This is a genomic window from Simiaoa sp., from assembly GCF_051972595.1.
Taxonomy (GTDB): Bacteria; Bacillota; Clostridia; order Lachnospirales; family Lachnospiraceae; genus Acetatifactor; species Acetatifactor hominis.
In genome coordinates, this window is sequence record NZ_JBOKRY010000032.1 from 1 (window position 1) to 22107 (window position 22107).

Genomic DNA, 22107 nt, shown 5'->3' on the forward strand with positions numbered 1-22107 from the left:
CCTGGCTTTTCCTTCTGTCACGCCCCGGCTTTGCGACTTCCTCGGGGCTTATCCTAGCTTTTCCTTCTGTCACGCCCCGGCTTTGCAACTTCCTCGGGGCTTATCCTGGCTTTTCCTTCTGTCACGCCCCGGCTTTGCGACTTCCTCGGGGCTTATCCTGACTTTTTCTTCTGTCACGCCCCGCCACTGCGACTTCCTCGGGGCTTATCCTGACTTTTTCTTCTGTCACACCCCGCCACTGCGACTTCCTCGGGGCTTATCCTGACTTTTTCTTCTGTCACGCCCCGACCTCTCAATTCCTGCAGCACTTATTTCCCACTCAGATACCCATGCAGGCGATTTCCATGAGAATCGACAGTCACTGTCAGGGCTCCGTAGTCCATGGTCCCATACCAGGGAACCCGGGCGTCCTCTAAGCGCTGCAGAGTCTCAGCATGGGGATGTCCATAGGAATTGTTGCGGCCACAGGATATGATCGCTATGGCAGGACTGGCAGTGGCAAGGAACTCGGTGCCGGTGGAATATCCGGAGCCGTGATGAGCCACTTTTAGTATATCTACCCTGAACTCCCTCTGTCCACGCTGTTCCTGCAATCTCCGGGATTCCTGCAGTGACTGTGGTTGCTGTAACGCCTGTAATTCCTGCATCAATTGCCGTTCACCTTCTCCTTCCACATCCCCAGTCAGGAGTATGTTTATCTTCCCATCGTTCATTCTGAAATCCTTCCTTTCACCGTTACCAGCAAAACTACCGTTGCCAGCAAAATTACCATTTTCACCGGAACCTTCCATGGCAGATCCCTCACTCGCGTCCTTGGCTTGCCTGTCGGCTATTGCTTTTCTGTCGTCTATTGCTTTTCTGTCGTCTATTGCTTTTCTGTCGTCTATTGCTTCCTGCTTTATCTTCTTCGCAAATACCTCCACATAGAAGCATTCCGAATAGGCATTGGCATCTGCAAGGGTCGTATTCTCCTCCGGGTGCAGACACAACAACCTAAGTTGACTGTCTCTGATCTCATCGCCGCATTTTATGTAACTCACCGGTACTTCTGCCACTTCCGCCGCAGCCAGCAACGTGACAAAAGACTCTGTACGCTTTCCTTCCGCAATCGCCGGTAGGAATAGCTGCTCTACGACTATCCCCCAGTCCGCACCATTCTCCAGCAATTCGATTACACCATTCATGTGATCTTCATCAGGATGGGATACAAACACTCCACGGAGGGATCGGATCCCACGGCTCTTAAGATAAGGCTTCAGCACATATTCCCCGATGTTCTTCCGGCTGGTGCTGCCACAGTCGAAAAGATAGGCTCCCTGCCCGGTCTCCACCACGATGCCGTCGCCCTGCCCCACATCCAGGAAAGTCACTCGACTCCCACGGTCAAAATTTCCTGTGAGCAAACCAATCAATAATCCTAAGATCATTACTGCTACGATCAGGTGCGGGACTCTGTTCATATATGTCATCGCTCCCTGCCATGCACACCGAAATTTTGCCAACGCATTCTGCACTCCCGTGGGACATATTCCAAAACGTCTGTCAGAATGTTGTATCATCTCTCCGTTGCAATCCTTTTTTCTATTCCTGATACTTTCATCCGCTCCTCTCGTTATAAGACACCAGAGAGTTCTCACAGAATGCAGCCTGTCTCCCGGAACATTTTTCTCCCCATATGTTCCCCGTCTCTTCCATGCTCCTCTCATTTTAAGACACCATGGGGTTCTCGCAGAATGCAACCTGTCTCCCGGAACATTTTTCTCCCCATATGTTCCCCGTCTCTTCCATGCTCCTCTCATTTTAAGACACCATGGGGTTCTCGCAGAATGCTGCCTGTCTCCCGGAACATTTTTCTCCCCATATGTTCCCCGCTTCTTCCATGCTTCCACATATTCTCTGCCGAAGACCAGCAGAAGTATCCCGACATAATAACAAACGATCTGCCATACCTCAGGGCGCCCCACGCACCAAATTGCTCCTGGCAATTGGGCGAACCGCACGCAGATCCATTCATACCACCACAAAATCAGACAATCCACTGTTCCGACAAGTCCAAGTCCCGGAATCAACGACAGGATTCCTCCCGCCACTACCACACTCATAAATGGCAGCACCAACAAATTCAGCAACACCGAATAGACCGGGATCTCATAAAAAAAACATAACTGTACGGGCAGTGTAAACAGGATGACTCCCACGCTGGCGGCAAAACCTCCTTTGACCGCCGACACCATACGCTGAATTCCTTCATGCGCCACCTTTCGCCAGCCTTCCCGGTACTTGTTTCTCGCATAGGCGGAATCACCCAGAATATCTGCCACAGTCCGAAGCCATACCGGCCATACCGATATCTCCTTGCCTTCTAACTCCGCATCTGCGTCCATTTCCCTGCTGTCCCCGGAAAGCACCGGTGTCAGAATGCAGATCCCCAGCACCGCTCCGAAGGACATTAAAAAGCTCACATCAAAAAGCCTCTCCGGTTCCTGTATGACAAGCAATAGTGCCATCAGTCCCAACCCTGTCAGCATGTCATAAGTCCTGCCCACAAATATCCCAAGCATCTGCAACAGATACATTCCGATGGCACGGCTGGCGGACACACTCATGCCCACCATCACACCATACATAAGAAGTAGCATTGCACCACCCACTGCTGCCGCCCTGACAGGTAACCCCAGTCTCTTAAGCAACCGGTATACCCCCATTCCAAGCAAAGTAATATGTAATCCCGAAATACTTAATATATGGGCAATTCCGTTTTTCTGATACAGCGCCTTTACCTCCGCGTCCAGTTCCTCCTTCTCCCCAAGCAGCAATGTCTGCATAACGGAGGCTTCTTTTGCAGGAAAAACTTCTGCCAGCCTGTCATGCAATACCTGCCGGAATCCATACAGTTTTTCCTTCAAAAAACTATACTTCTCCCCAACTGCCAGAATCTGTGACTTTCGCACTCTGCCGCCAATACCTTTCGCCGCATAGTAACGCTGCACATCAAATTCACCGGGATTCGTTGCCGTGGCAAAATGTGAAAATGTCCCCTCCAGGATAATCTGCTGCCCGATCTTAAGGCTTGCCTCTTCTCCGGTCACAGCACCTGCAGTGATCATTGCCGTTTTCATATTGTCCAGTTCACATTGTAATTTTCCAGAATAGGAATAGGTCTGATCCTCGTGGATCAAAGAAATACATTGCAGAATAATTACTTCAGAAGTTCTCGTGTCTATCCGTCCCGTGATTCTCACCGGACTTCCGTCAGGCGGCAGCACGGCGTCTCCGCCGGTGCCTGCGCCTGTCAGTATTTTCATTATAGTGATTACTATCACGAGACACAAACACGCCATAAAAAGCGGTCGTCTCATTAAATTCCTTTCTGCAAACGTCTTACACGCCTGCACCACAGAGCGGACTGTCTCTGCGATAAAATGCAAAGCACTCCATATCCGTATATATTTACTGTTCCAAAGTTGTTACATAATCCAGGTTTCTCTCAAAAGTGGAATTACTGAAGGTAGTCGGCACTTCGCCATTGACCAGGATCTGTACTTTATTGATATTATCCAGTTCTACCAACGAATTCACGATAGCGTAAACTGCCACTTCCGTAGATACGTTATTTACCACCGTCAGGAAATTCGAATCCAGATTCACATAACAGATGCCGTCCTTAGTAAGGATATTGACGATCTTCGTCTCCGGATTGATCACCGGATATAAGCCCTCGATCTGTCCGCTGGGACCGGTGATCAGTTCTTCCACAACAAAACGCTCCAGGGGCGTGTTGGTGGAATAATGCTTTTCTCTGTATGCAGCGATCAGTTTGTCACCGTCCGCATTGGCAAAATATAGCTTTACCTTCACCAGTTCATAGGTATTGATCTCGTTACCGTCATTATTGATAAACTGATCGGCATTCATCCATCCTACCAGTTCCCCGGCATTATCGTACAGCTGACTGTCCTCTACGGTAATGCCCACATACTTCACATCGGGCAGCTGCGTAAGCGTTCTTACAATGGCTGCGCGCACCAGCACCTCCGTAGTGGGAGACAGTTCCGAATACGCCTTGTTTACGTTGATCAAAAGTTTCCCATCTTCTACTTCATAATCCAGGACCTGGAATCCCATATCCAAAGGTGCCTTATATTCCAGCTTTTCCGGAGTTGTGGATAGATACCTCATGGTCTCATCCACCTGTTCTTCCGGTGTCTTGGTGTTCAGATATTGTTCATGTACCTCAACCTTCGTCTCCGCTGTATTGATATAATACATGGACATTTTCTTCCCGGTCTGGGGTTCTGTCTTACCACATCCGGTCAACAAAAACGACAACAGCAATATTCCTGTCATCATATAACTTATTATTTTCTTCATAGTCACAGTCCTTCTAAGACGCTATATACATTAGCGGAATCTTCACCAGGAAGCAGGATCCCTGTCCTTCTGTGCTGGTCACCGTGAGGGATCCTTTGTGCATCAGCACGGCACTCTTGGTGATCGCCAGCCCCAGTCCGGTTCCTCCAATCTCTCTGGAATGGGACTTGTCCACACGATAAAAACGTTCGCAGATGTGTGCCAGGGATTCCTCCGGGATGCCGATACCGGAATCACTGACTTCAAAAGTAAAATACTGATGATCCGCATCCAGTACCACCTTTACCCAGCCATGATCCTTGTTGTATTTAATGGCATTTTCCACCAGATTCGTCATGATCAGCGTCATCTTGACTTCATCAACCTCCGCCACTACGGGACGAACGCTCTCAAATACGACTTCCACATCTTTTTTTCTGGCGATAGGGCGCAGCCTCTTCAGGATCAGTTCTGTCAGATCATTGATATTCAATGATACAATGTTCAGATCCTGCACCTTCTTGTCCATTTTTACCAAAGCCAGCAGATCTGTGATGATCTGATTCTCTCTGTCGATTTCTGAGGCAATATCCTCCATGAACTCACGATACAGTTCCGCCGGGGCATCTTCCTGTGCCAGCAGAGAATCTGCCAGAACTTTTATGGATGTCATGGGAGTCTTCAGTTCATGGGACACATTTGCCACGAACTCCTGTCTGGAATCATCCAGTGCCTTCATTCGTTTTAACAGTTGGTTAAACGCATCTACAATATGTACGGTCTCCACATAATCCGGGACTGATATGGTCTCATCGCTAAAGCCTTCCCGTACCGCATTAATCGCCTGGGTAACCCGGTTGAACGGCTTCGTCAGCACCTGGGACAACACGATTGCCAGTGCCAGGATCGCCACGATCATGATCACTTCCATGATATATGCCTTCCGGTTCAACACTTCCTTAGCATTTACAATACTGTCATTGGAAATACTGGTCAGCATGACACCACGGATCGCATCGGGATTTCTTTTGCCGTTCTCGTCCGTGGTATTGGCTGTGGTATCCATGATGGGAGTCGTCATCTCTATGTAACCGTGCTCCGGGTCGTAGTGAGAGACATTTTCCCCCTGAAAACACTTAATGACTTCCTCGGAAATGATCGTCTTCCCTTCACTGATGCCGTAGGTATCCTTCTCAACCTTGAAGTTCTTGTTAATGATCATCACACGGCCTTCGTACAGATTGGACAGCATCTCCAGCTCCGCGTTGATGACTTCTCTGGAATTGCCGGTATCCTCTCTGACACCGTGGCTGCTCAAATAATTGTTGCTGACCAGGTGGTTTGCCAGGATCATCAGCTGGTTCTGCACCACGGTGATCCGCTGTTCCACTGCCATATCCTCATAATTATTCACAATGCCGTGACGCATGGCAATGCAGGGCACGAGACCGATCAACAGGATCAACAGGAAAATACGGGCACGAAGGCTTCGAAGTTCGATCATGCTCTCTATTTTTTCCCATATAGTTATGAATCGTTCTTTATTCCATTTCTTCACAATATAAAAACCTCAGTTCATTCACTCCGCCCATGGACAGAATGCTTTGCCTGCAAGCAGTCACGCTCATCCGACTCCATGACATGATATACGATTTCTTCGTGCTTCGCACTCTCGAAATCGTAACGCCCATTCGCATTCCGGACTATCGTCCTCCTTGCTCATGTTCATTCACTCCGCTCATAGACAGAATGCTTTGCCTGCAAGCAGTCACGCTCATCCGACTCCATGACATGATATACGATTTCTTCGTGCTTCGCACTCTCGAAATCGTAACGCCCATTCGCATTCCGGACTATCGTCCTCCTTGCTCATGTTCGTTCACTCCGCTCATGGACAGAATGCTTTGCCTGCAAGCAGTCACGCATTCTGTCCATGGCTGAGTTTATCATTAAAATAGTAGCCGACGCCCCACTTGGTATGGACATACCTCGGTTCGCTGGGACTCAATTCGATCTTCTCGCGCAGTCTCCGGATATGTACATCCACGGTACGCACATCTCCGGGATAGTCCGTGCCCCACACGAGTTTTAACAGATTCTCTCTGCTGTATACCTTGTCCGGATTCAGCATCAGAAGCTCCAGTACTTCGAATTCTTTGGCCGTCAGACCGATCTCTCTTCCCTGGATGTAGGCTCTTCTGCCCTCACGATCCAGCTTCAGATCGCCACTCTCTAAGATAACGGTATTCTCCGCAGTTCCCTTCTTCGGCTCCATGCGGCGGAAGATTGCTTTGATTCTCGCCTTTACTTCCAGTATATTGAAAGGTTTCGTTATGTAATCGTCGGCACCGTATTCCAACCCCAGGATCTTATCCATATCGTCTCCCTTGGCGGTCAGCATGATCACCGGCACATTGGAAAATTCGCGGATCTGCTGGCAGACCTCGAAACCAGTCAGCTTCGGTAACATGACATCCAGCAATATAATGTCATATTCTTTATTACTCGCCATCTGCAGGGCTTCCTCTCCGTCATAGGCACAGTCCACTTCCATATTGTCCTGCTCCAGACTGAAACGGATTCCCTTCACGATCAGCTTCTCATCATCCACTACCAGCACTTTCCTGCCTGCCATCTTCCTCAACCTCTCTATCTTACTTTTCTCTTCCCGGTGCTATGCCACTCTCACTGCACCGTAATTTTATCACATAACTTATCATAGGCATTCTGTTTGATCCCGGATACCTTCATAATATCTTCTTTGGTCTGAAAACTGCCGTTTTTCTCCCGGTAACGCACAATGTCCGCTGCCCTGGAAACTCCGATTCCGGGAAGGGTACACAATTCCTCCTCGGATGCCGTATTGATATTCACCAGTCCCTCTTCCGCCGCTTTTGCCGCAGTCTCCAGCCTCTTAGCTTCCTCTGTCGTGGGAAAATACAACTTCTGTCCATCCGTCACCGTCTCCGCCAGATTCACATAAAAGGGATCCGCTTCCTGTGTCATACCGCCCGCCAGGCGCAGGGCTTCTTCTGCTCTGCTGCCCTCCGCGATTTCCACGACTCCCGGTGAATACACGGCCCCACAGACATAGACATACACCATCTGTGTTTTGTTTATCGTCTCCGCTGCCGATAACGCCACGTTGTTATCCACAGTCTCCGCGTCCTGTTCCACGGCTTCCAGCTCCGGATATTCTGCCACAGACTCTCCGGACGGAAGCAAAATAATTGCCTCGTCCTTCCCCCCACAGCCTGCCATGAGAAGTGCAATGCATCCCAACAGAATGATCATACACCTATATTTTATTTTAGAAATAACTTTAAAAAACATCATAGTCCCCTTCCTGTCGCTCTTTTCAGGGGATTGCCTCTCTATGCTGTTAATTTTTATTGTACTGGAATCACGCGGAATTTACAAGCCGTTTTCGTATTGTGATAACTATTCCGTTACCACTTAAAAATGATAATTCCCACAATTGCCACCGCCATGCCGACCGCCTTGCGCCACTCCCATGGCTGCTTCTCCACGCCAAACCACCCGAACAGTTCGATGACATACGCCACTGCCAGTTGTGCGGTCACGATCAGCATGACCGCTTTCGCCGGTCCCAGGGCATCCATGCTGCGAATTACGGTATACGTAATAAATGCACCGATGGCGCCTCCTAAAAGCATGTATTTCGGCTCCACCTGCCATACCTTAAGAAAAGAAGTGCGCTCCGTGCACAGCCATGCGCCCAGACATACCAACAGTGCCGTAAATTGCACAAAAGCACTGGCGGTCCAGATGCCTGAGTTTTTCGTCACCTGGGTATTGAACACGCCCTGAATACTCATCAGTGCTCCGGATAATAATGCAATCAAAAAACCGATCATAGGATTCTACCACCTTTTCTTTTTAGTAGTAGTCTATCCTGTGACCGGTTCCTTCATTCATATTTTATTGCATTGTTCTAGTTCTCTGTACTTCCCACCTGTTCGGCTATTGTTCCCGCGAGCTGCTCTACCAGTGTTGTCACATCCTCACCGTTCCATACCTTGGAGAACAATACCTCCAGCTGCATCCAGAAGTTCCCTGTCTCCAGCATTTTCGGAAGGGATACGCTGTCCGCATACTCATCGGCAAATACGGTGAGTGCTCCGTTGTCCGCATTTTCTGCCGCATGAAGGCTTGCCGGCATTTTACCGGAACGTTCATATAATCCGTCAGAATATCCTTCCGCCAGATACGCCGCAAAACGATCCGCCAGTTCCTTGTGCTCCGAATAACCGTTGATAACTGCCGCTCCCGTAACAGACAGGGATCTGCTTTGAAGTTCGGCACTGACATCCGGCATACGGGCAATTCCGTAATTGAATGTAAGACTGCCGTCCGTCTTTGCATCCTCCAGCCGCTTTACCACATCCGTGGTACCGATGGTAAACATGGTCTTTCCATCAATAAAGTCCTGGATCACGGAATCATAGGTCACAGTGTCGGACTCGATGAAGAAGAACTGGTTCAGCGCCTTGTATACTTCCAGACACTGTATGGTCTCCGGATTATTGATATTGATGTCATTTCTGTCATCACCGGGGTCACCGCCTACGATCATGTAATTACCCACGATCCAGTAATTATAGAAAATATTATTCACATCCCATTTCATGACACCTTCCACACCCTCCGGTGCATCAAAAGTGTCTGCAATGTTCAACAGATCGTCCACCGTAGAGGGCAGTGCTTTGGCGAAATACTGTTCCGCCAGTGCGTTTACTGCTGCCTCGTCCGCGGCAGCCTGCTCTGTGGTCTGATCCTCCGGAAGAGAATCTTCCTCGATGATCTCCTCACCTTCTCCTACCGGTTCGTCATTGTCACTGCTGCCGGCCAGCTCTTTTTCCGCCTGTTGCGTCGCCCAGGTCTTAAGATAGTCTTCATTATATACCAGTGCGCTGGTGTCAAAGTACACGGGATACCCTATGATCTTATCATTATAGGTCACCGCTGCCAGTGCTGCCGGGGAAAAATGATCCGTATCGCAGATTCCCTCCGTATCCGGCACTTTCGATGCCAGTCCCGCAAGATAAGCCTTCTCCAGGGAGTCACTGCTTAACAGATATATATCCGGTATCTGATCGGAATGCAGTGTCTCCTGATTGATCGCCTCCAGATATTCACTGTCGGAAGTCAGCACCGGGATCACACGGACCTTATTCTGTTCTCCGAAAGACACCGCTGCTGCATTGATATAGCCGGACAGAGACTCATCCGAATACCAGCAGTAGATGGTCTCCTTCCCGCGAAATAACTGCAGACGATCTCCGGTATCCTGCGTCTGACTCATTTCCTGCGTACTTCCGCAAACAGCTGCAGCAGCCATGGCGATCACAGCTGCTGTTGCAATAATTCTTTTTTTCAAAAACATACTTAACTTAAACCTCTTATTCGATACAGGTGTCCAAAATAGCGATCATTTCGTCCACATTTTCTCTGGTAATTACGAGAGGAGGTACAAAACGGATAATATCCGCACCGGCATTGATCAGGATCAATCCCTTCTCCAATGCCTTATTAATAATGTCTCCTACCGGATGGTCAAATACCAGTCCCTGCATCAGTCCCACGCCACGGCGTTCCTTAATGCAGTCGTATTTGTCTGCCAGTTCGTTCAGGCGCTGTTCCAGATAAGGAGCCACCTCTCTCACATGTTCTATTATATGGTCCTCTTCAAATAAATCAAGCACTTTTTCCACAGCGGCGCAGGCCAACGGGTTGCCACCGTAGGTAGTTCCGTGATCCCCGGCGGTCAGAGAATGTTGTGCAACCTTTTCTGTCATCATAAATGCTCCTACCGGCACGCCGCAGCCTAATGCCTTGGCTGATGTCATGATATCCGGCTTCACACCGAAACGCTGCCATGCATACATGTAGCCGGTACGGCCCATTCCACACTGGATCTCATCTAAGATCAGCAGGATATCCCGTTCATTGCACAGATCACGTACCTGCTTTAAGAATTCCCCGGTAGCGGGATACAGTCCGCCCTCGCCCTGCACGGTTTCCATAATGATAGCGCATGTCTTGTCCGTCACCTGATCCAGAACACTCTGAAAATCATTCAGATCGGCAAATCTGATATGACCGATCATAGGTTGGAATGCCTCACGATACTTGGGATTGCCTGTTACGGACAAAGCTCCCATGGTTCTGCCGTGGAAAGAATGGTTCATGGCAATGATCTCGTGATCGGTACAGCCGTCTTTCAGATAGGCGTATTTTCTGGCTGCCTTGATGGCACCCTCCACTGCTTCCGCGCCGGAATTGGTGAAAAAGACGCGATCCATGCCAGATACTTTTTTGATCTTTCTTGCCGCTTCGATGGCAGGCACATTGTAATAATAATTGGAAGTGTGGATCACCTTGTCAATCTGTGCTTTCAGTGCATCGTTGTATGCTTTGTTCTGATATCCCAGTGCAAACACAGCAATACCGGCCACAAAATCCAGATATTTTTTACCGTCTGTATCATACAGATACACACCATCCCCCTTATCCAGAACGATCTGGTACCGGTTATAGGTATGCAGCAAATCTTTTTCCGCCTCTGCAATATATTCTTTCATGGTGTCACTCATTTTTCTATTCCTCCTCATCGGATACGATCGCGGTACCGATACCCTGATTGGTGAAGATCTCCAGCAGCAGGCAGTGCGCCAGGCGTCCGTCCAGGATATGCACACGGTTTACGCCGTTACGAATGGCGGAAGTACAGTTGTTTAACTTCGGCAGCATGCCACCGCCGATGTAACCGTCGTGGATCAGTCCCTCTGCCTCGGAGGCGGTCAGTCTGGAGATAAAGGTGGACTTGTCGTTGATATCCTTGTACAGACCTTCGATATCTGTCAGGAATGCCAGTTTCTCTGCATGTACTGCTTTTGCGATCGCGCAGGCTGCATCATCCGCATTGATATTATAGGTGTGATAATCTTTGTCCAGTCCGATGGGTGCAATAATGGGCAGGTAATCCTTCTCCAGCATATCGAAGAGAATATCGGGATTCACGCCGGTGATCTCCCCCACATAACCGATGTCCTGACCGTCGGAATATTTTTTCTCTACCTGAAGCAGTCCACCATCCTTACCGCTGACACCGACTGCCTTGACCCCCAGTTCTTCCACCATGGTCACCAAGCTCTTATTCACCTTGTTCAGTACCATTTCGGCGATTTCCATGGTCTCATCATCGGTGACACGCAGACCGTTTATAAACTTCGCCTCTTTGCCGACCTTGCCGACCCAGCGGCTGATCTCCTTGCCGCCGCCGTGCACGATGATGGGTTTGAAACCTACCAGCTTCAACAGTGTCACGTCCTTGATGACATTCTTCTGCAGTTCTTCGTTGCTCATGGCGCTGCCGCCGTATTTTACCACAATGATCTTACGATTGAATTTCTGTATGTAAGGAAGCGCCTCAATCAGCACTTCTGCTTTTTTCATTACCTGTTCCATATCTTTTTCCATTATTTTGTCCATGCCTTTCCGCAGATATCCGATCCGCCCGTCACTTATTTCTTCCGTATGTCGCGCACTGTCTTAGGAACGATAGTCTGCGTTGATCTTCACATAGTCATAGCTTAGATCACAGCCCCATGCAGTTGCTTCCGCATCACCCATATGCATATCCACCAGGGCGGTGACTTCCGGATCGGAGAGAATCTTCGTAGCCTCTTCCTCGCTGTAATCACATGCCACGCCATTACCGAAAATATGGATCTTGCCGCTCTTGCTCTCGAAATACAGATCTACATTTTCCGGATCGAATCCGGCTCCGGAATAGCCCAGTGCACAGAGGATACGTCCCCAGTTGGCATCATGTCCGAAGATAGCTGCCTTGGTCAGGGAAGAACAGATCACGGATTTCGCCAGAGTTCTGGCATCTTCCTTGCTGGCTGCATGGATCACTTTGGTCTCAAACAAGGCGGTTGCCCCTTCGCCGTCTCCTGCCATTTTCTTGGCCAGGAACGTGGTGATCTCATGCAATGCCTTGCAGAACTTGTCGTAATCTTCGCCCTCTGCGGTGATCTCCTCATTGCCTGCCATACCGTTCGCCAGTACTAACAGTGTATCATTGGTGGAAGTATCGCCGTCCACGGAGATCATGTTAAAGGAATCTACTACGTCTGCGCTGACGCACTTCTGTAACATCTCTTTGGAAATATTCACATCGGTGGTTACAAAGCCTAACATAGTGCACATGTTCGGATGGATCATTCCGGAGCCCTTGCACATACCGCCTAATGTCACGGTCTTGCCGCCGATCTCGGTCTCAATGGCAATCTCCTTGGAAATGGTATCGGTGGTCATGATGGCATGAGCCGCATCGGAACCGGCCTCTAAGGTGTCCGCCTTCGCTGCCACCAGCTTTTTGATTCCAGCGGTAATCTTATCTACGGGAATCTGCATACCGATGACACCGGTGGATGCTACCAGTACTGCATCCGTGGGCACTCCTAACAATTCTCCGGCACATTTTGCTTCAGCCTCGCAGCAGTCCAGTCCCTGTTTGCCGGTGCAGGCATTGGCGATTCCGGAATTAACTACCACTGCCTGTGCATATGCGGAATGTTCCACGATCTGCTTATCCCACAGCACAGGAGCCGCCTTTACCACATTGGAGGTAAAAGTACCTGCCACAGTGCAGGGAACCTTACTTACGATCAGTGCCATATCCTTACGATTCTGATATTTAATGGCAGCCTCAACACCTGCTGCCTCAAAGCCTTTTGCTGCGGTCACACCGCCCTGGATCTGTTTCATATTGGAATAATCTCCTTTCGATTTTGTTTCTATTGATTAAACGCCGTAATGTTTTCTTCGTTCAGGGTAAAATCGTAATAGTTCAGGTCTTCCCGCTTCGTCCAGCCAATGCATTTCCAGAAAGCATTACCGATATCATTCTGGGTAAAAGCGATCAGGCTGACTTTATTGATGTGCTCTTCTTTCAGGGCATTCATACAGTGAACCACCATGGCTTTTCCAATGCCAAGTCTTCTATGATCTTCTCTCACACATACATGATACAGACAGCCCCGTCGTCCGTCATGACCGCAGAGAATGCCGCCCACTACGGTTCCATCCTCCCCGATGGCTACCACACTGGTACCGGGATTCCGGTTGATAAAACGCTCCACACCTTCTCTGGAATCATCGATGCTTCGGATACCGAAGCCATGAATGGTCATCCAGAGGGCATGCAGACCGTCATAATCTTCTATGGTCATTGGTTTGATCGTAAACTGTTTGCTCATTGATGTATGTAATCCTTTCGTCCTTGTCCTGTGTCTGCTTTAAGGGAAGCAGGGAACCAGCTTAAGCCCTTCGCTCTCGGGAAGTCCGAACAGCAGGTTCATATTCTGTACTGCCTGACCGGCAGCGCCTTTTACGAGATTGTCCAGTGCACCCATCATAATGATGCGTCCGGTACGCTCGTCGATGACGAAGTTGATATCCACGTAGTTACTGCCTTCCACCCACTTGGTCTCGGGGCAGCTGCCCTTATCCAGTACACGGACAAATTTCTCGTTTGCATAATATTTATCATAGACAGCCTTTACCTCTTCATAAGTAGGAAGTGTGCCGTCCGGTTTTCTCTTCAGTGTTGCATACTCGGTTGCCAGAATACCACGGTTCATAGGTACGAGATGTGGTGTGAAATTAATGGTCACCTGACAGTTGCCCGCATAGCCTAACTGCTCCTCGATCTCCGGGGTATGTCTGTGGCTTGCCACACCGTATGCTTTCATATTCTCATTCACTTCGCAGAACAGGTTGGGCACCTTGGCTCCTCTGCCTGCACCGGAGGTTCCGGACTTGGCATCCACGATCAGGGTATTCACATCGATCATGCCTTCCTTTACCATAGGGTAAGCGGTCAGGATCGAGCAAGTGGTATAACAGCCGGGATTTGCTACCAGTCTGGTCTTCTCTGTAATCTTGTCACGGTTGATCTCGCAGAGTCCGTATACCGCTTCCTCGATGAACTGCGGAGACTTATGCTCGATGCCGTACCATTTCTCATAGGTAGCCACATCCTTGATACGATAGTCCGCGGACAGATCCACGATCTTCACCTGAGAGAGAATCTCCTCGGTCAGAAGTCCCGCCAGGAATCCCTGAGGGGTCGCGGTAAAGATCACATCCACCTGCTTCGCCAATTCTTCCAGATTGTCGTCCTTGCAAATATCCTCCACCAGCTGAAACATGTTCTGGTATACCTGATAATATTTCTTATCTATATAGCTTCGGGAACCGTACCATACGATTTTGGCATCCTTGTGGTTCAACAGGATACGTACCAGTTCTCCTCCGGCATAACCGGTTGCTCCGATGATTCCTACTCTGATCATTTTTCTACCTCACACTCGTTTCATTGCATTTCTGTGTCAACGAATTGCTTCGCAGCAAGCTGCTCCCGCAATTCTGCTTTGGAACTATTCAGAATCCCATTCGCAAAATCGCTGCTGCGCAGCTTTCTTTTTGCTTATGGTGGTTACTTCGTCATATAAATATCATCAAATATTCTTACGAATGCGAGCATTCGACGAATATTTGCCGATATTCATCTGACTCTGAATAGTTCCATGATACCACTTTCTTCCTAAATGTCTACTACTTTTTTTATTTTTATGCATGTTTTTTGGATTGATATGTATATTTATGCGCTTATTCATACTTTTTTTATGTTTTTATGCAATATAGTGGAATAATATTCACGCTGTTTTTACCGTACTTTCTTTTCCGATTAAAATCTGCTACAATAAGTGTGCTGCGCAATGCAATCCGCGCATCTATTTTTTAGCTCCTACAGGAGCGGAAATGAGGAAATTATGGCTTTTGACGGCGTTACCATTGCCTGTGTAATATCTGAACTGAAAAAAGAACTGATCGGCGGAAGGCTGTACAAGATCGCCCAGCCGGAGAACGATGAACTGTTGCTGACCATCAAGCAGCCCACAGGGCAAAAGAGACTGCTTCTGTCCGCCAGTGCTTCCCTTCCCCTGATCTATCTGACGGAAAGCAACAAACAAAGCCCCATGACGGCTCCCAACTTCTGTATGCTGCTGCGCAAGCACTTACAGAACGGCCGTATCATGAACATCTCCCAGCCGGGATTAGAGCGTATCGTGCATATCGATATCGAGCATCTCGACGAGATGGGGGATCTGCGTCACAAGACGCTGGTCATGGAACTGATGGGCAAGCACAGTAACCTGATCTTCTGTAACGACGATAATATGATCATCGACAGCATCAAGCACGTATCCGCTGCGGTCAGCAGTGTAAGAGAGGTCCTGCCCGGCAAGCCTTACTTCATCGCCCATACACAGGACAAGCTGGATGCCCTTACCTGCGGTGAGAATACGTTCCGTGAAGCGCTTGCCGCCAAGCCTCAGCCAATCTTCAAGGCGATCTACGGAAGTTTCACCGGTATCTCGCCGGTACTGGCGCAGGAACTGTGCCACGAGGCCGGTCTCGACGGGGATTGTCCTACGGCGGCACTGACACCCGAGGATTACCATGCTTTATACAGAGCATTTTCCGAAATGGTCACTTCTATTAAGGAAGAAGCCTTCTCTCCATGCATCGCCTACACCGGCACCCGGCCCGTGGAATACGCAGCGGTTCCTCTGACGATGTACGGCTCGGGAGCGGATCATTTGGAATCCTACACTTCCATGTCCGCTCTGTTGGAGCATTTTTATGCGGAGAAAAATACATTAACAAGGATCCGCCAGAAATCTTCCGATCTGCGCCGTATCGTGCAGACAGCCCTGGAACGTGATATTAAGAAATATGACCTCCAGCTGACCCAGATGAAGGACACGGAGAAGCGGGAAAAATACCGCATCTACGGTGAACTGCTCAATACCTACGGTTACAGCGCAAAGCCCGGCGACAGATCCCTCACCGCCGTGAATTATTATACAAATGAGCCGGTGACGATTCCCCTGGATCCCACCCTCTCCGCCACGGAAAATGCGAAAAAATACTTCGACAAATATGGCAAGTTAAAGCGTACTTATGAAGCACTGTCCGAGCTGACCTGCCAGGTAAAAGAAGAGATCGATCATCTGGAGACCATCAGCACCGCACTGGACATTGCCCTGAAAGAAGAAGATCTGGTGGAGATCAAAGAAGAGCTGACCCAGAGCGGTTACATCCGCAGAAGGGGCGGCACGAAAAAGGCGAAGATCACCAGCAGGCCTTTCCACTATTTAAGCAGCGACGGTTTTCATATTTACGTAGGGAAAAATAATTTCCAGAATGACGAACTGACCTTCAAATTCGCCACCGGAAATGACTGGTGGTTCCATGCCAAAGGCATCCCCGGCTCCCACGTGGTGGTAAAGACCGAGGGAAAGGAGCTGCCGGACCGTACTTTTGAAGAGGCGGGCAGACTGGCGGCTTACTACTCCAAGGGTCGGGAACAGGAGAAAGTGGAGATCGACTACGTCCAGAAAAAACAGGTCAAAAAGCCTGCCGGTGCCAAGCCGGGGTTTGTAGTCTATTATACGAACTACTCCCTGATGATCGACAGCGATATCTCAGGCATCGAAAAGATCAGTGACTGACCCTGACCTGTTTTCGGTGTGATGTGATCAACCACTGCCGCTCTATGCATCAGATATTTTATTTTATGCATAATTATACTGTATAATTCTTGTTTTATACATTTATGTGCATATTTTAATTTGTTTTATTCATATTTTGATTTATTTATGCAATTTTTCTGCTTGCTTTTGCGAATATAATGTTGTATAGTAATTGTCAGAGCGTAACAAACGATCCTGATATCTGATGCCATTGCAGATCGCTCCGTGCTTTTAGGCTTTTGCTTCCGGCATCATACACACTATAAAACGGAGGATTTTATCATGAAGGAAAAAGTAGTTTTAGCTTATTCCGGCGGTCTGGATACTACCGCTATCATTCCCTGGCTGAAGGAGAATTTCGACTACGAAGTTATCTGTGTCTGTGTCAACTGCGGACAGGCAGAGGAACTGGACGGTCTGGAAGAAAGAGCCAAGGCCTGCGGCGCTTCCAAGCTGTATATTGAAGATGTTATCGATGAATTCTGTGATGATTATATTGTTCCCTGTGTCCAGGCTCATGCCGTATACGAGAACAAGTACCTGTTAGGTACTTCCATGGCAAGACCTCTGATCGCCAAGAAGCTGGTAGAGATTGCCAGAAAAGAAGGAGCTGTTGCCATCTGCCACGGTGCTACCGGTAAGGGTAATGACCAGATCCGTTTCGAGTTAGGTATCAAGGCTCTGGCTCCCGATATTAAGATCATTGCTCCCTGGAGAAGCGACAAGTGGAACATGGATTCCCGTGAATCCGAGATCGAGTACTGTAAGGCTCATGGTATTCATCTTCCTTTCTCCACCGATTCTTCCTACAGCCGTGACCGTAATATCTGGCACATCAGCCACGAAGGTCTGGAGCTGGAAGATCCCGGCAACGAACCTAACTACGAGCATCTGCTTGTCTTAGGCGTAACTCCCGAGAAGGCTCCCGATGAGGGCGAGTATGTGACCATGACTTTTGAAAAGGGTGTTCCCACTTCCGTTAACGGCGAGAAAATGAAGGTATCCGATATCATCCGTACCCTGAACAAATTGGGCGGCAAGCACGGTATCGGTATCGTAGATATCGTAGAGAACCGTGTTGTAGGTATGAAGTCCCGTGGTGTCTATGAGACTCCCGGCGGCACCATCCTCATGGAGGCTCACCAGCAGTTAGAAGAACTGATCTTAGACCGTGATACATACGCATTCGAGAAGGAAATGGGTGCAAAGTTCGCAAGCCTGGTATACGAAGGCAAATGGTTCACTCCTCTCCGTGAGGCTGAGCAGGCTTTCATCGAAAAGACCCAGGAATATGTAACCGGTGAAGTGAAATTCAAGCTCTACAAGGGCAACATCATCAAGGCGGGAACCACTTCTCCTTACTCTCTGTACAATGAGAACCTGGCTTCCTTCACCACCGGTGATCTGTATGACCATCACGATGCAGAAGGCTTCATCAATCTGTTTGGTCTGTCCCTGAAGGTTCGTGCCATGAAGCTGCAGGAGAACGAGAAGAAGCTCGGCAACTAAAAGTTATTCAGCAATTTTGTGAGTAAATTCACGAATGATACATTAAGAGGTGTCTATGATTACAATGCAGTCAATTACTGCCGTGGGACTGATCTATCTGATCGGTATCAACCTGGCAGGATTCATCATCATGGGCGTCGATAAAAAAAGAGCCATCCGGGGTGCCTGGCGCATCTCGGAGGCTTCTCTTTTTTTAACGGCGATATTGGGCGGCAGCCTGGGATGTATCCTTGGAATGCAGCATTTCCGCCATAAGACGAAACACTGGTATTTCAAATACGGAATGCCGGTGATCCTTGTGGTACAGATACTGCTTTTTATCCTTTTATTCAAGTAAGAGTTATGCTATACTGACATTATGTAAGCTGATTCTTTAGGGCTTTACAGATGAGTAATTTTTACGGAGAAGGTCCTGGTTGGCTGTCTACCGCGTATATTTGGGAGGTGTCGATATGCATATAGCAGTATGTGATGATAATGTAGCCGACAGAAAACAGTTAGAGCGCTTGTTAAAGCGGGAATCCGACAAACGCGCTGCATCTACCGGGATCATTTATACCGATTCTTTCGGCAATTCTGCTTCTCTACTGTCCAATCCCATGCAGTATGATGCTTTTTATATCGACATGTGTCTGACAGAAGGAACCACCGGTACCGATGTGGTCAATGCCCTCACAGCGCAGGGTGTCAACGCGCCCATCGTATTATGCTGTTCTAAGATCAATTACAGGGAACAGACCTATCCGGAAAATGTCATCTTCCTAGACAAGCCCATCAAAGTAGCGGAACTGGCACAGAGCATTGACCATGCTCTGGAGATCATGGCGAAAGCGGTTCCCCTCATCGAGCTTCGTGAGGATGAGGATACTATCTATGTGACCGAACCGGACATCCTCTACGCTGAGGAAGAGGGACGCAACGTCATTGTAACCCTGAAGGACGGTCGTACCATAAAAGTCGCTACCACCGCGATCAATTTATTCTCCCAGATCGAAAATCATCCCACCTTCTTTGCCCCTACCGTTAAGGCCATCCTCAACGGCAGATACATGGAGAAGCTGGGATTCCGTAAAGTCATCATGTGCGATGGAAAAAAGTTTCCTCTGCACAGAGACTGCGTTGCTTACGCAAAACAGCTTCTGGCAGAGTATCATGCGTAACTTGAGAGTTAGTGAAATAGTTGTTCTAAAATCCACGCAGAAAGGGCTGCCCGCCCCGGACTCGGATGCTAGCTACAACTGTGGATTTTCTAAAGGAAAGTGGCCAGGTGCTTTTCATCATGACGGGGCCGCCTTTACGTTGCCATCCATGGCACTTATCGGCTAACGCGAACATCGTGTTCGCGTTGCCCCTGCGGCTCAACCACTTTCCAAGAAAATCTCACAGTCTCCGCCGCATCTACGCCCGAGGGAGCAGTCCCTTTCTGCTGGGTTATGAAAAACATCCCAATTATTTAGGCAGAGCATTTGAGAATACATGTGCGGAAATTAAAAACAAGAATCTAGTATGTGCGAAAAATCAAGAAATACATGCGCACAATTTTAAAACAAGAATTAGGTATGTGCAATAAAGTAGGAAATACATGCGAATAATTCAAAAGTCATAATTAGGTATGTATAACAAGTCGGAAAATACATGCTTTAAAGCAAGAAATAATGATCCGGCATGTATGATAACCGGGAAAACACATGCGCAATAGGCTAAAATGGAAAATAGGTATGTAAATCGCTTTAGGAAACACATGTATAAAATTTAAAAATAAGAATTAAGTATGTAAATGACTTTGGAGGAATACAGAAACCAGTAACAAGAGATAGACTCAGTATTTTTTCATGGGATTTTCAAAACACAGAACGCCCACGGTGGACGGAATGTCATGCCACGATGTCTGTCGGAGGGTGTTGATATTTTCTTGAAAAGTGTTAAAAGACAGGGGGAAAGCGGACACGATGTCCGCGTCAGCCGATCCGCGCCATGGATGGCGCGTGTAGGCGACCCCGTCATGATGAGAACCACTGTATCACTTTTCATTAGAAAATTCACACCCGGAGACGCGACATCAAGGCGTGATGTTCCGTTCGCCGCGGGCGTTCGTGGCTTCTTCACTAACTCTCAAGTTAGTTTGGTGTAAAAACTCTAAAAACAATGAATTCCGTACAAAAAAATTCCTAAATCCGGAATTTTTGTACGGAATTTCTTCATTTTGCACGCTCAGCGAAAATAACGGCTTTTTGCATGGCAAAATCTCATATTTTTGTATTTTTTTAGTAAAAAATAGGATTTTAAATACAGAGCTCTACGCTATGAGCCTCGTTATTCATAAGATGTCAGCAAAAAGCGCTGCTAATCTTATTTCCAAAATTTCTTTTTTTTGCCGTCCTTCGGCTCCTTGTTGTCTCCCTCTCCGCTTTCCGTTGTCTTCTTCACCGCATTCAGGGAATCTCCTGTCAGCGCATCAAACTGCTTTAACAGTTCCTTTGCCTCCGGCTTCAGCTTATCGGGAGTCTGTACCACCAGTGTTACATAATGGTCACCGCGAACATCCTTATTTCTCCAGGAAGGAACACCCTTGCCGCGAAGACGAATCTTCGTATCTGTCTGGGTTCCTGCCTTTACATCATAGACTACCTTACCGTCTACGGTATCGATCAATATTTCTCCGCCCAATGCAGCTACTGCAAAAGAGATCGGAACGGTAGAGAAGATATTGAAATCCTGTCTCTGGAAAATGGGATGACGACCTACACGCACTTCTAACAGCACATCACCTCTGGGACCGCCGTTAACACCGGGCTCTCCCAGACCGGGCTCACGAACAGCCTGACCGTTGTCAATACCTGCGGGAATTACTACCTCATAACGTTTCTTCATCGGAATGTATCCGGTACCACGACAATCCGGACACTTCTCCTTGATCACTTTGCCGGTTCCCTGACATTCGGGGCAAGTGTGTACTGTACGCATCGTGCCGAAGAGAGACTGTGAGTTATATACTACCTGACCCTTACCACCGCACTTTGTGCAGGTCTCCGGGCTGGTACCGGGCTTTGCTCCGGAACCGTTACAGGTCTTACAGGTCTCTTTTACCGTAGGCTCAATCTCCTTTTTACAGCCAAAAACAGCTTCTTCAAACGTAATCTGAACACTGATGCGGACATCTGCGCCCTTCCTGGGTCCGTTATTTTGAGAATTTCTGCTTCTTCCGCCACCAAAGAAATCTCCGAAAATATCACCAAAGATATCGCTGAAATCAGTTCCGCTGAAATCAAATCCACCGGCTCCGCCTGCACCGCCGTCAAATGCCGCATGACCATACTGATCATACTGACGTCTCTTCTCGGGATCACTCAGCACGGCATAAGCCTCGGAAGCTTCTTTAAACTTCTGTTCTGCCTCCTTGTCTCCGGGGTTCATGTCGGGATGGTATTTTTTCGCCAGTACACGGTATGCTTTTTTGATTGCAGCATCATCTGCATTCTTATCTACACCGAGGACCTCGTAATAGTCTCTCTTTTGCTCTGCCATTTTTGCACCTCTATCACATAAATCTTAAGACGGTTATGCACAGGGCACGCTTTCGCATACCCTGTGCCTCCTGTTATCGCAATCACTG

Annotated in this window: 17 protein-coding genes; 4 read left to right on the forward strand and 13 right to left on the reverse strand. The window is 48.3% G+C overall.

Going from position 1 to position 22107, the window contains the following annotated elements; all coding sequences use genetic code 11:
* Positions 1-308: 308 nt before the first annotated feature.
* The 12 genes from ACTRDR_RS10860 to argC form a co-directional block, all read right to left on the reverse strand.
* Positions 309-3359, reverse strand: a complete 3051-nt coding sequence (locus ACTRDR_RS10860) for a ComEC/Rec2 family competence protein (protein ID WP_440527505.1) — start codon at positions 3357-3359, stop codon at positions 309-311.
* Between the two features lie 91 nt (positions 3360-3450).
* A complete protein-coding gene (locus tag ACTRDR_RS10865) occupies positions 3451-4371 on the reverse strand; it encodes a GerMN domain-containing protein (RefSeq protein ID WP_176865129.1) in 921 nt (306 codons plus the stop codon).
* Positions 4372-4384: 13 nt separating this feature from the next.
* Positions 4385-5908, reverse strand: coding sequence for a sensor histidine kinase (locus ACTRDR_RS10870; RefSeq protein ID WP_440527507.1), 1524 nt, complete (start codon positions 5906-5908; stop codon positions 4385-4387).
* Positions 5909-6268: 360 nt separating this feature from the next.
* Positions 6269-6985 carry a response regulator transcription factor gene (locus ACTRDR_RS10875; RefSeq protein WP_440527509.1) on the reverse strand — a complete coding sequence of 239 codons (717 nt, stop codon included), beginning with the start codon at positions 6983-6985 and terminating at the stop codon, positions 6269-6271.
* 50 nt (positions 6986-7035) lie between these two features.
* Positions 7036-7686 (reverse strand): helix-hairpin-helix domain-containing protein, encoded by a 651-nt coding sequence (locus ACTRDR_RS10880; RefSeq protein ID WP_440527510.1) that lies wholly within the window; start codon positions 7684-7686, stop codon positions 7036-7038.
* 113 nt (positions 7687-7799) lie between these two features.
* Positions 7800-8228 carry a DMT family transporter gene (locus ACTRDR_RS10885; RefSeq protein WP_440527511.1) on the reverse strand — a complete coding sequence of 143 codons (429 nt, stop codon included), beginning with the start codon at positions 8226-8228 and terminating at the stop codon, positions 7800-7802.
* Positions 8229-8305: 77 nt separating this feature from the next.
* Positions 8306-9757 carry a sugar ABC transporter substrate-binding protein gene (locus tag ACTRDR_RS10890; RefSeq protein WP_440527512.1) on the reverse strand — a complete coding sequence of 484 codons (1452 nt, stop codon included), beginning with the start codon at positions 9755-9757 and terminating at the stop codon, positions 8306-8308.
* A gap of 16 nt (positions 9758-9773) precedes the next feature.
* On the reverse strand, positions 9774-10967 hold the full coding sequence (locus tag ACTRDR_RS10895) for an aspartate aminotransferase family protein (protein ID WP_440527514.1): 1194 nt from the start codon (positions 10965-10967) through the stop codon (positions 9774-9776).
* A 4-nt stretch (positions 10968-10971) separates the two neighbouring features.
* The gene (gene argB / locus ACTRDR_RS10900) at positions 10972-11853 is read right to left on the reverse strand and encodes an acetylglutamate kinase (protein WP_440527516.1); all 882 of its coding nucleotides are present in this window, start codon (positions 11851-11853) and stop codon (positions 10972-10974) included.
* 72 nt (positions 11854-11925) lie between these two features.
* Entirely contained in the window at positions 11926-13149 is a 1224-nt protein-coding gene (argJ, locus tag ACTRDR_RS10905) for a bifunctional glutamate N-acetyltransferase/amino-acid acetyltransferase ArgJ (protein WP_440527517.1), read from the reverse strand.
* A gap of 29 nt (positions 13150-13178) precedes the next feature.
* Positions 13179-13640 carry a GNAT family N-acetyltransferase gene (locus tag ACTRDR_RS10910; RefSeq protein ID WP_176865143.1) on the reverse strand — a complete coding sequence of 154 codons (462 nt, stop codon included), beginning with the start codon at positions 13638-13640 and terminating at the stop codon, positions 13179-13181.
* 39 nt (positions 13641-13679) lie between these two features.
* Entirely contained in the window at positions 13680-14738 is a 1059-nt protein-coding gene (gene argC, locus ACTRDR_RS10915; RefSeq protein WP_440527519.1) for an N-acetyl-gamma-glutamyl-phosphate reductase, read from the reverse strand.
* 480 nt (positions 14739-15218) lie between these two features.
* Between argC and ACTRDR_RS10920 the strand changes: the two genes are divergently transcribed.
* The 4 genes from ACTRDR_RS10920 to ACTRDR_RS10935 all read left to right on the forward strand — a co-directional run bounded on the left by ACTRDR_RS10920 (position 15219) and on the right by ACTRDR_RS10935 (position 19654).
* The gene (locus ACTRDR_RS10920; protein WP_440527521.1) at positions 15219-16964 is read left to right on the forward strand and encodes an Rqc2 family fibronectin-binding protein; all 1746 of its coding nucleotides are present in this window, start codon (positions 15219-15221) and stop codon (positions 16962-16964) included.
* Positions 16965-17267: 303 nt separating this feature from the next.
* Positions 17268-18494, forward strand: coding sequence for an argininosuccinate synthase (locus ACTRDR_RS10925; protein WP_022153415.1), 1227 nt, complete (start codon positions 17268-17270; stop codon positions 18492-18494).
* A gap of 55 nt (positions 18495-18549) precedes the next feature.
* A complete protein-coding gene (locus tag ACTRDR_RS10930; protein ID WP_440527523.1) occupies positions 18550-18831 on the forward strand; it encodes a DUF1294 domain-containing protein in 282 nt (93 codons plus the stop codon).
* A 115-nt stretch (positions 18832-18946) separates the two neighbouring features.
* A complete protein-coding gene (locus ACTRDR_RS10935) occupies positions 18947-19654 on the forward strand; it encodes a LytR/AlgR family response regulator transcription factor (RefSeq protein WP_440527524.1) in 708 nt (235 codons plus the stop codon).
* Between the two features lie 1189 nt (positions 19655-20843).
* Here ACTRDR_RS10935 and dnaJ read toward each other — a convergent pair.
* Complete coding sequence (dnaJ, locus tag ACTRDR_RS10940; RefSeq protein ID WP_176863809.1) at positions 20844-22019, reverse strand: molecular chaperone DnaJ; 1176 nt, start codon at positions 22017-22019, stop codon at positions 20844-20846.
* Positions 22020-22107 lie beyond the last annotated feature (88 nt).

Excerpts from the sequence above, each read along its gene's own strand:
- ACTRDR_RS10860 (WP_440527505.1), bottom strand. The coding sequence starts at position 3,359 with ATGAGACGACCGCTTTTTATGGCGTGTTTGTGTCTCGTGATAGTAATC.
- ACTRDR_RS10865 (WP_176865129.1), bottom strand. The coding sequence starts at position 4,371 with ATGAAGAAAATAATAAGTTATATGATGACAGGAATATTGCTGTTGTCG.
- ACTRDR_RS10875 (WP_440527509.1), bottom strand. The coding sequence starts at position 6,985 with ATGGCAGGCAGGAAAGTGCTGGTAGTGGATGATGAGAAGCTGATCGTG.
- ACTRDR_RS10880 (WP_440527510.1), bottom strand. The coding sequence starts at position 7,686 with ATGATGTTTTTTAAAGTTATTTCTAAAATAAAATATAGGTGTATGATC.
- ACTRDR_RS10885 (WP_440527511.1), bottom strand. The coding sequence starts at position 8,228 with ATGATCGGTTTTTTGATTGCATTATTATCCGGAGCACTGATGAGTATT.
- ACTRDR_RS10890 (WP_440527512.1), bottom strand. The coding sequence starts at position 9,757 with ATGTTTTTGAAAAAAAGAATTATTGCAACAGCAGCTGTGATCGCCATG.
- ACTRDR_RS10895 (WP_440527514.1), bottom strand. The coding sequence starts at position 10,967 with ATGAGTGACACCATGAAAGAATATATTGCAGAGGCGGAAAAAGATTTG.
- argB (WP_440527516.1), bottom strand. The coding sequence starts at position 11,853 with ATGGAAAAAGATATGGAACAGGTAATGAAAAAAGCAGAAGTGCTGATT.
- argJ (WP_440527517.1), bottom strand. The coding sequence starts at position 13,149 with ATGAAACAGATCCAGGGCGGTGTGACCGCAGCAAAAGGCTTTGAGGCA.
- ACTRDR_RS10910 (WP_176865143.1), bottom strand. The coding sequence starts at position 13,640 with ATGAGCAAACAGTTTACGATCAAACCAATGACCATAGAAGATTATGAC.
- argC (WP_440527519.1), bottom strand. The coding sequence starts at position 14,738 with ATGATCAGAGTAGGAATCATCGGAGCAACCGGTTATGCCGGAGGAGAA.
- ACTRDR_RS10920 (WP_440527521.1), top strand. The coding sequence starts at position 15,219 with ATGGCTTTTGACGGCGTTACCATTGCCTGTGTAATATCTGAACTGAAA.
- ACTRDR_RS10925 (WP_022153415.1), top strand. The coding sequence starts at position 17,268 with ATGAAGGAAAAAGTAGTTTTAGCTTATTCCGGCGGTCTGGATACTACC.
- ACTRDR_RS10930 (WP_440527523.1), top strand. The coding sequence starts at position 18,550 with ATGATTACAATGCAGTCAATTACTGCCGTGGGACTGATCTATCTGATC.
- ACTRDR_RS10935 (WP_440527524.1), top strand. The coding sequence starts at position 18,947 with ATGCATATAGCAGTATGTGATGATAATGTAGCCGACAGAAAACAGTTA.
- dnaJ (WP_176863809.1), bottom strand. The coding sequence starts at position 22,019 with ATGGCAGAGCAAAAGAGAGACTATTACGAGGTCCTCGGTGTAGATAAG.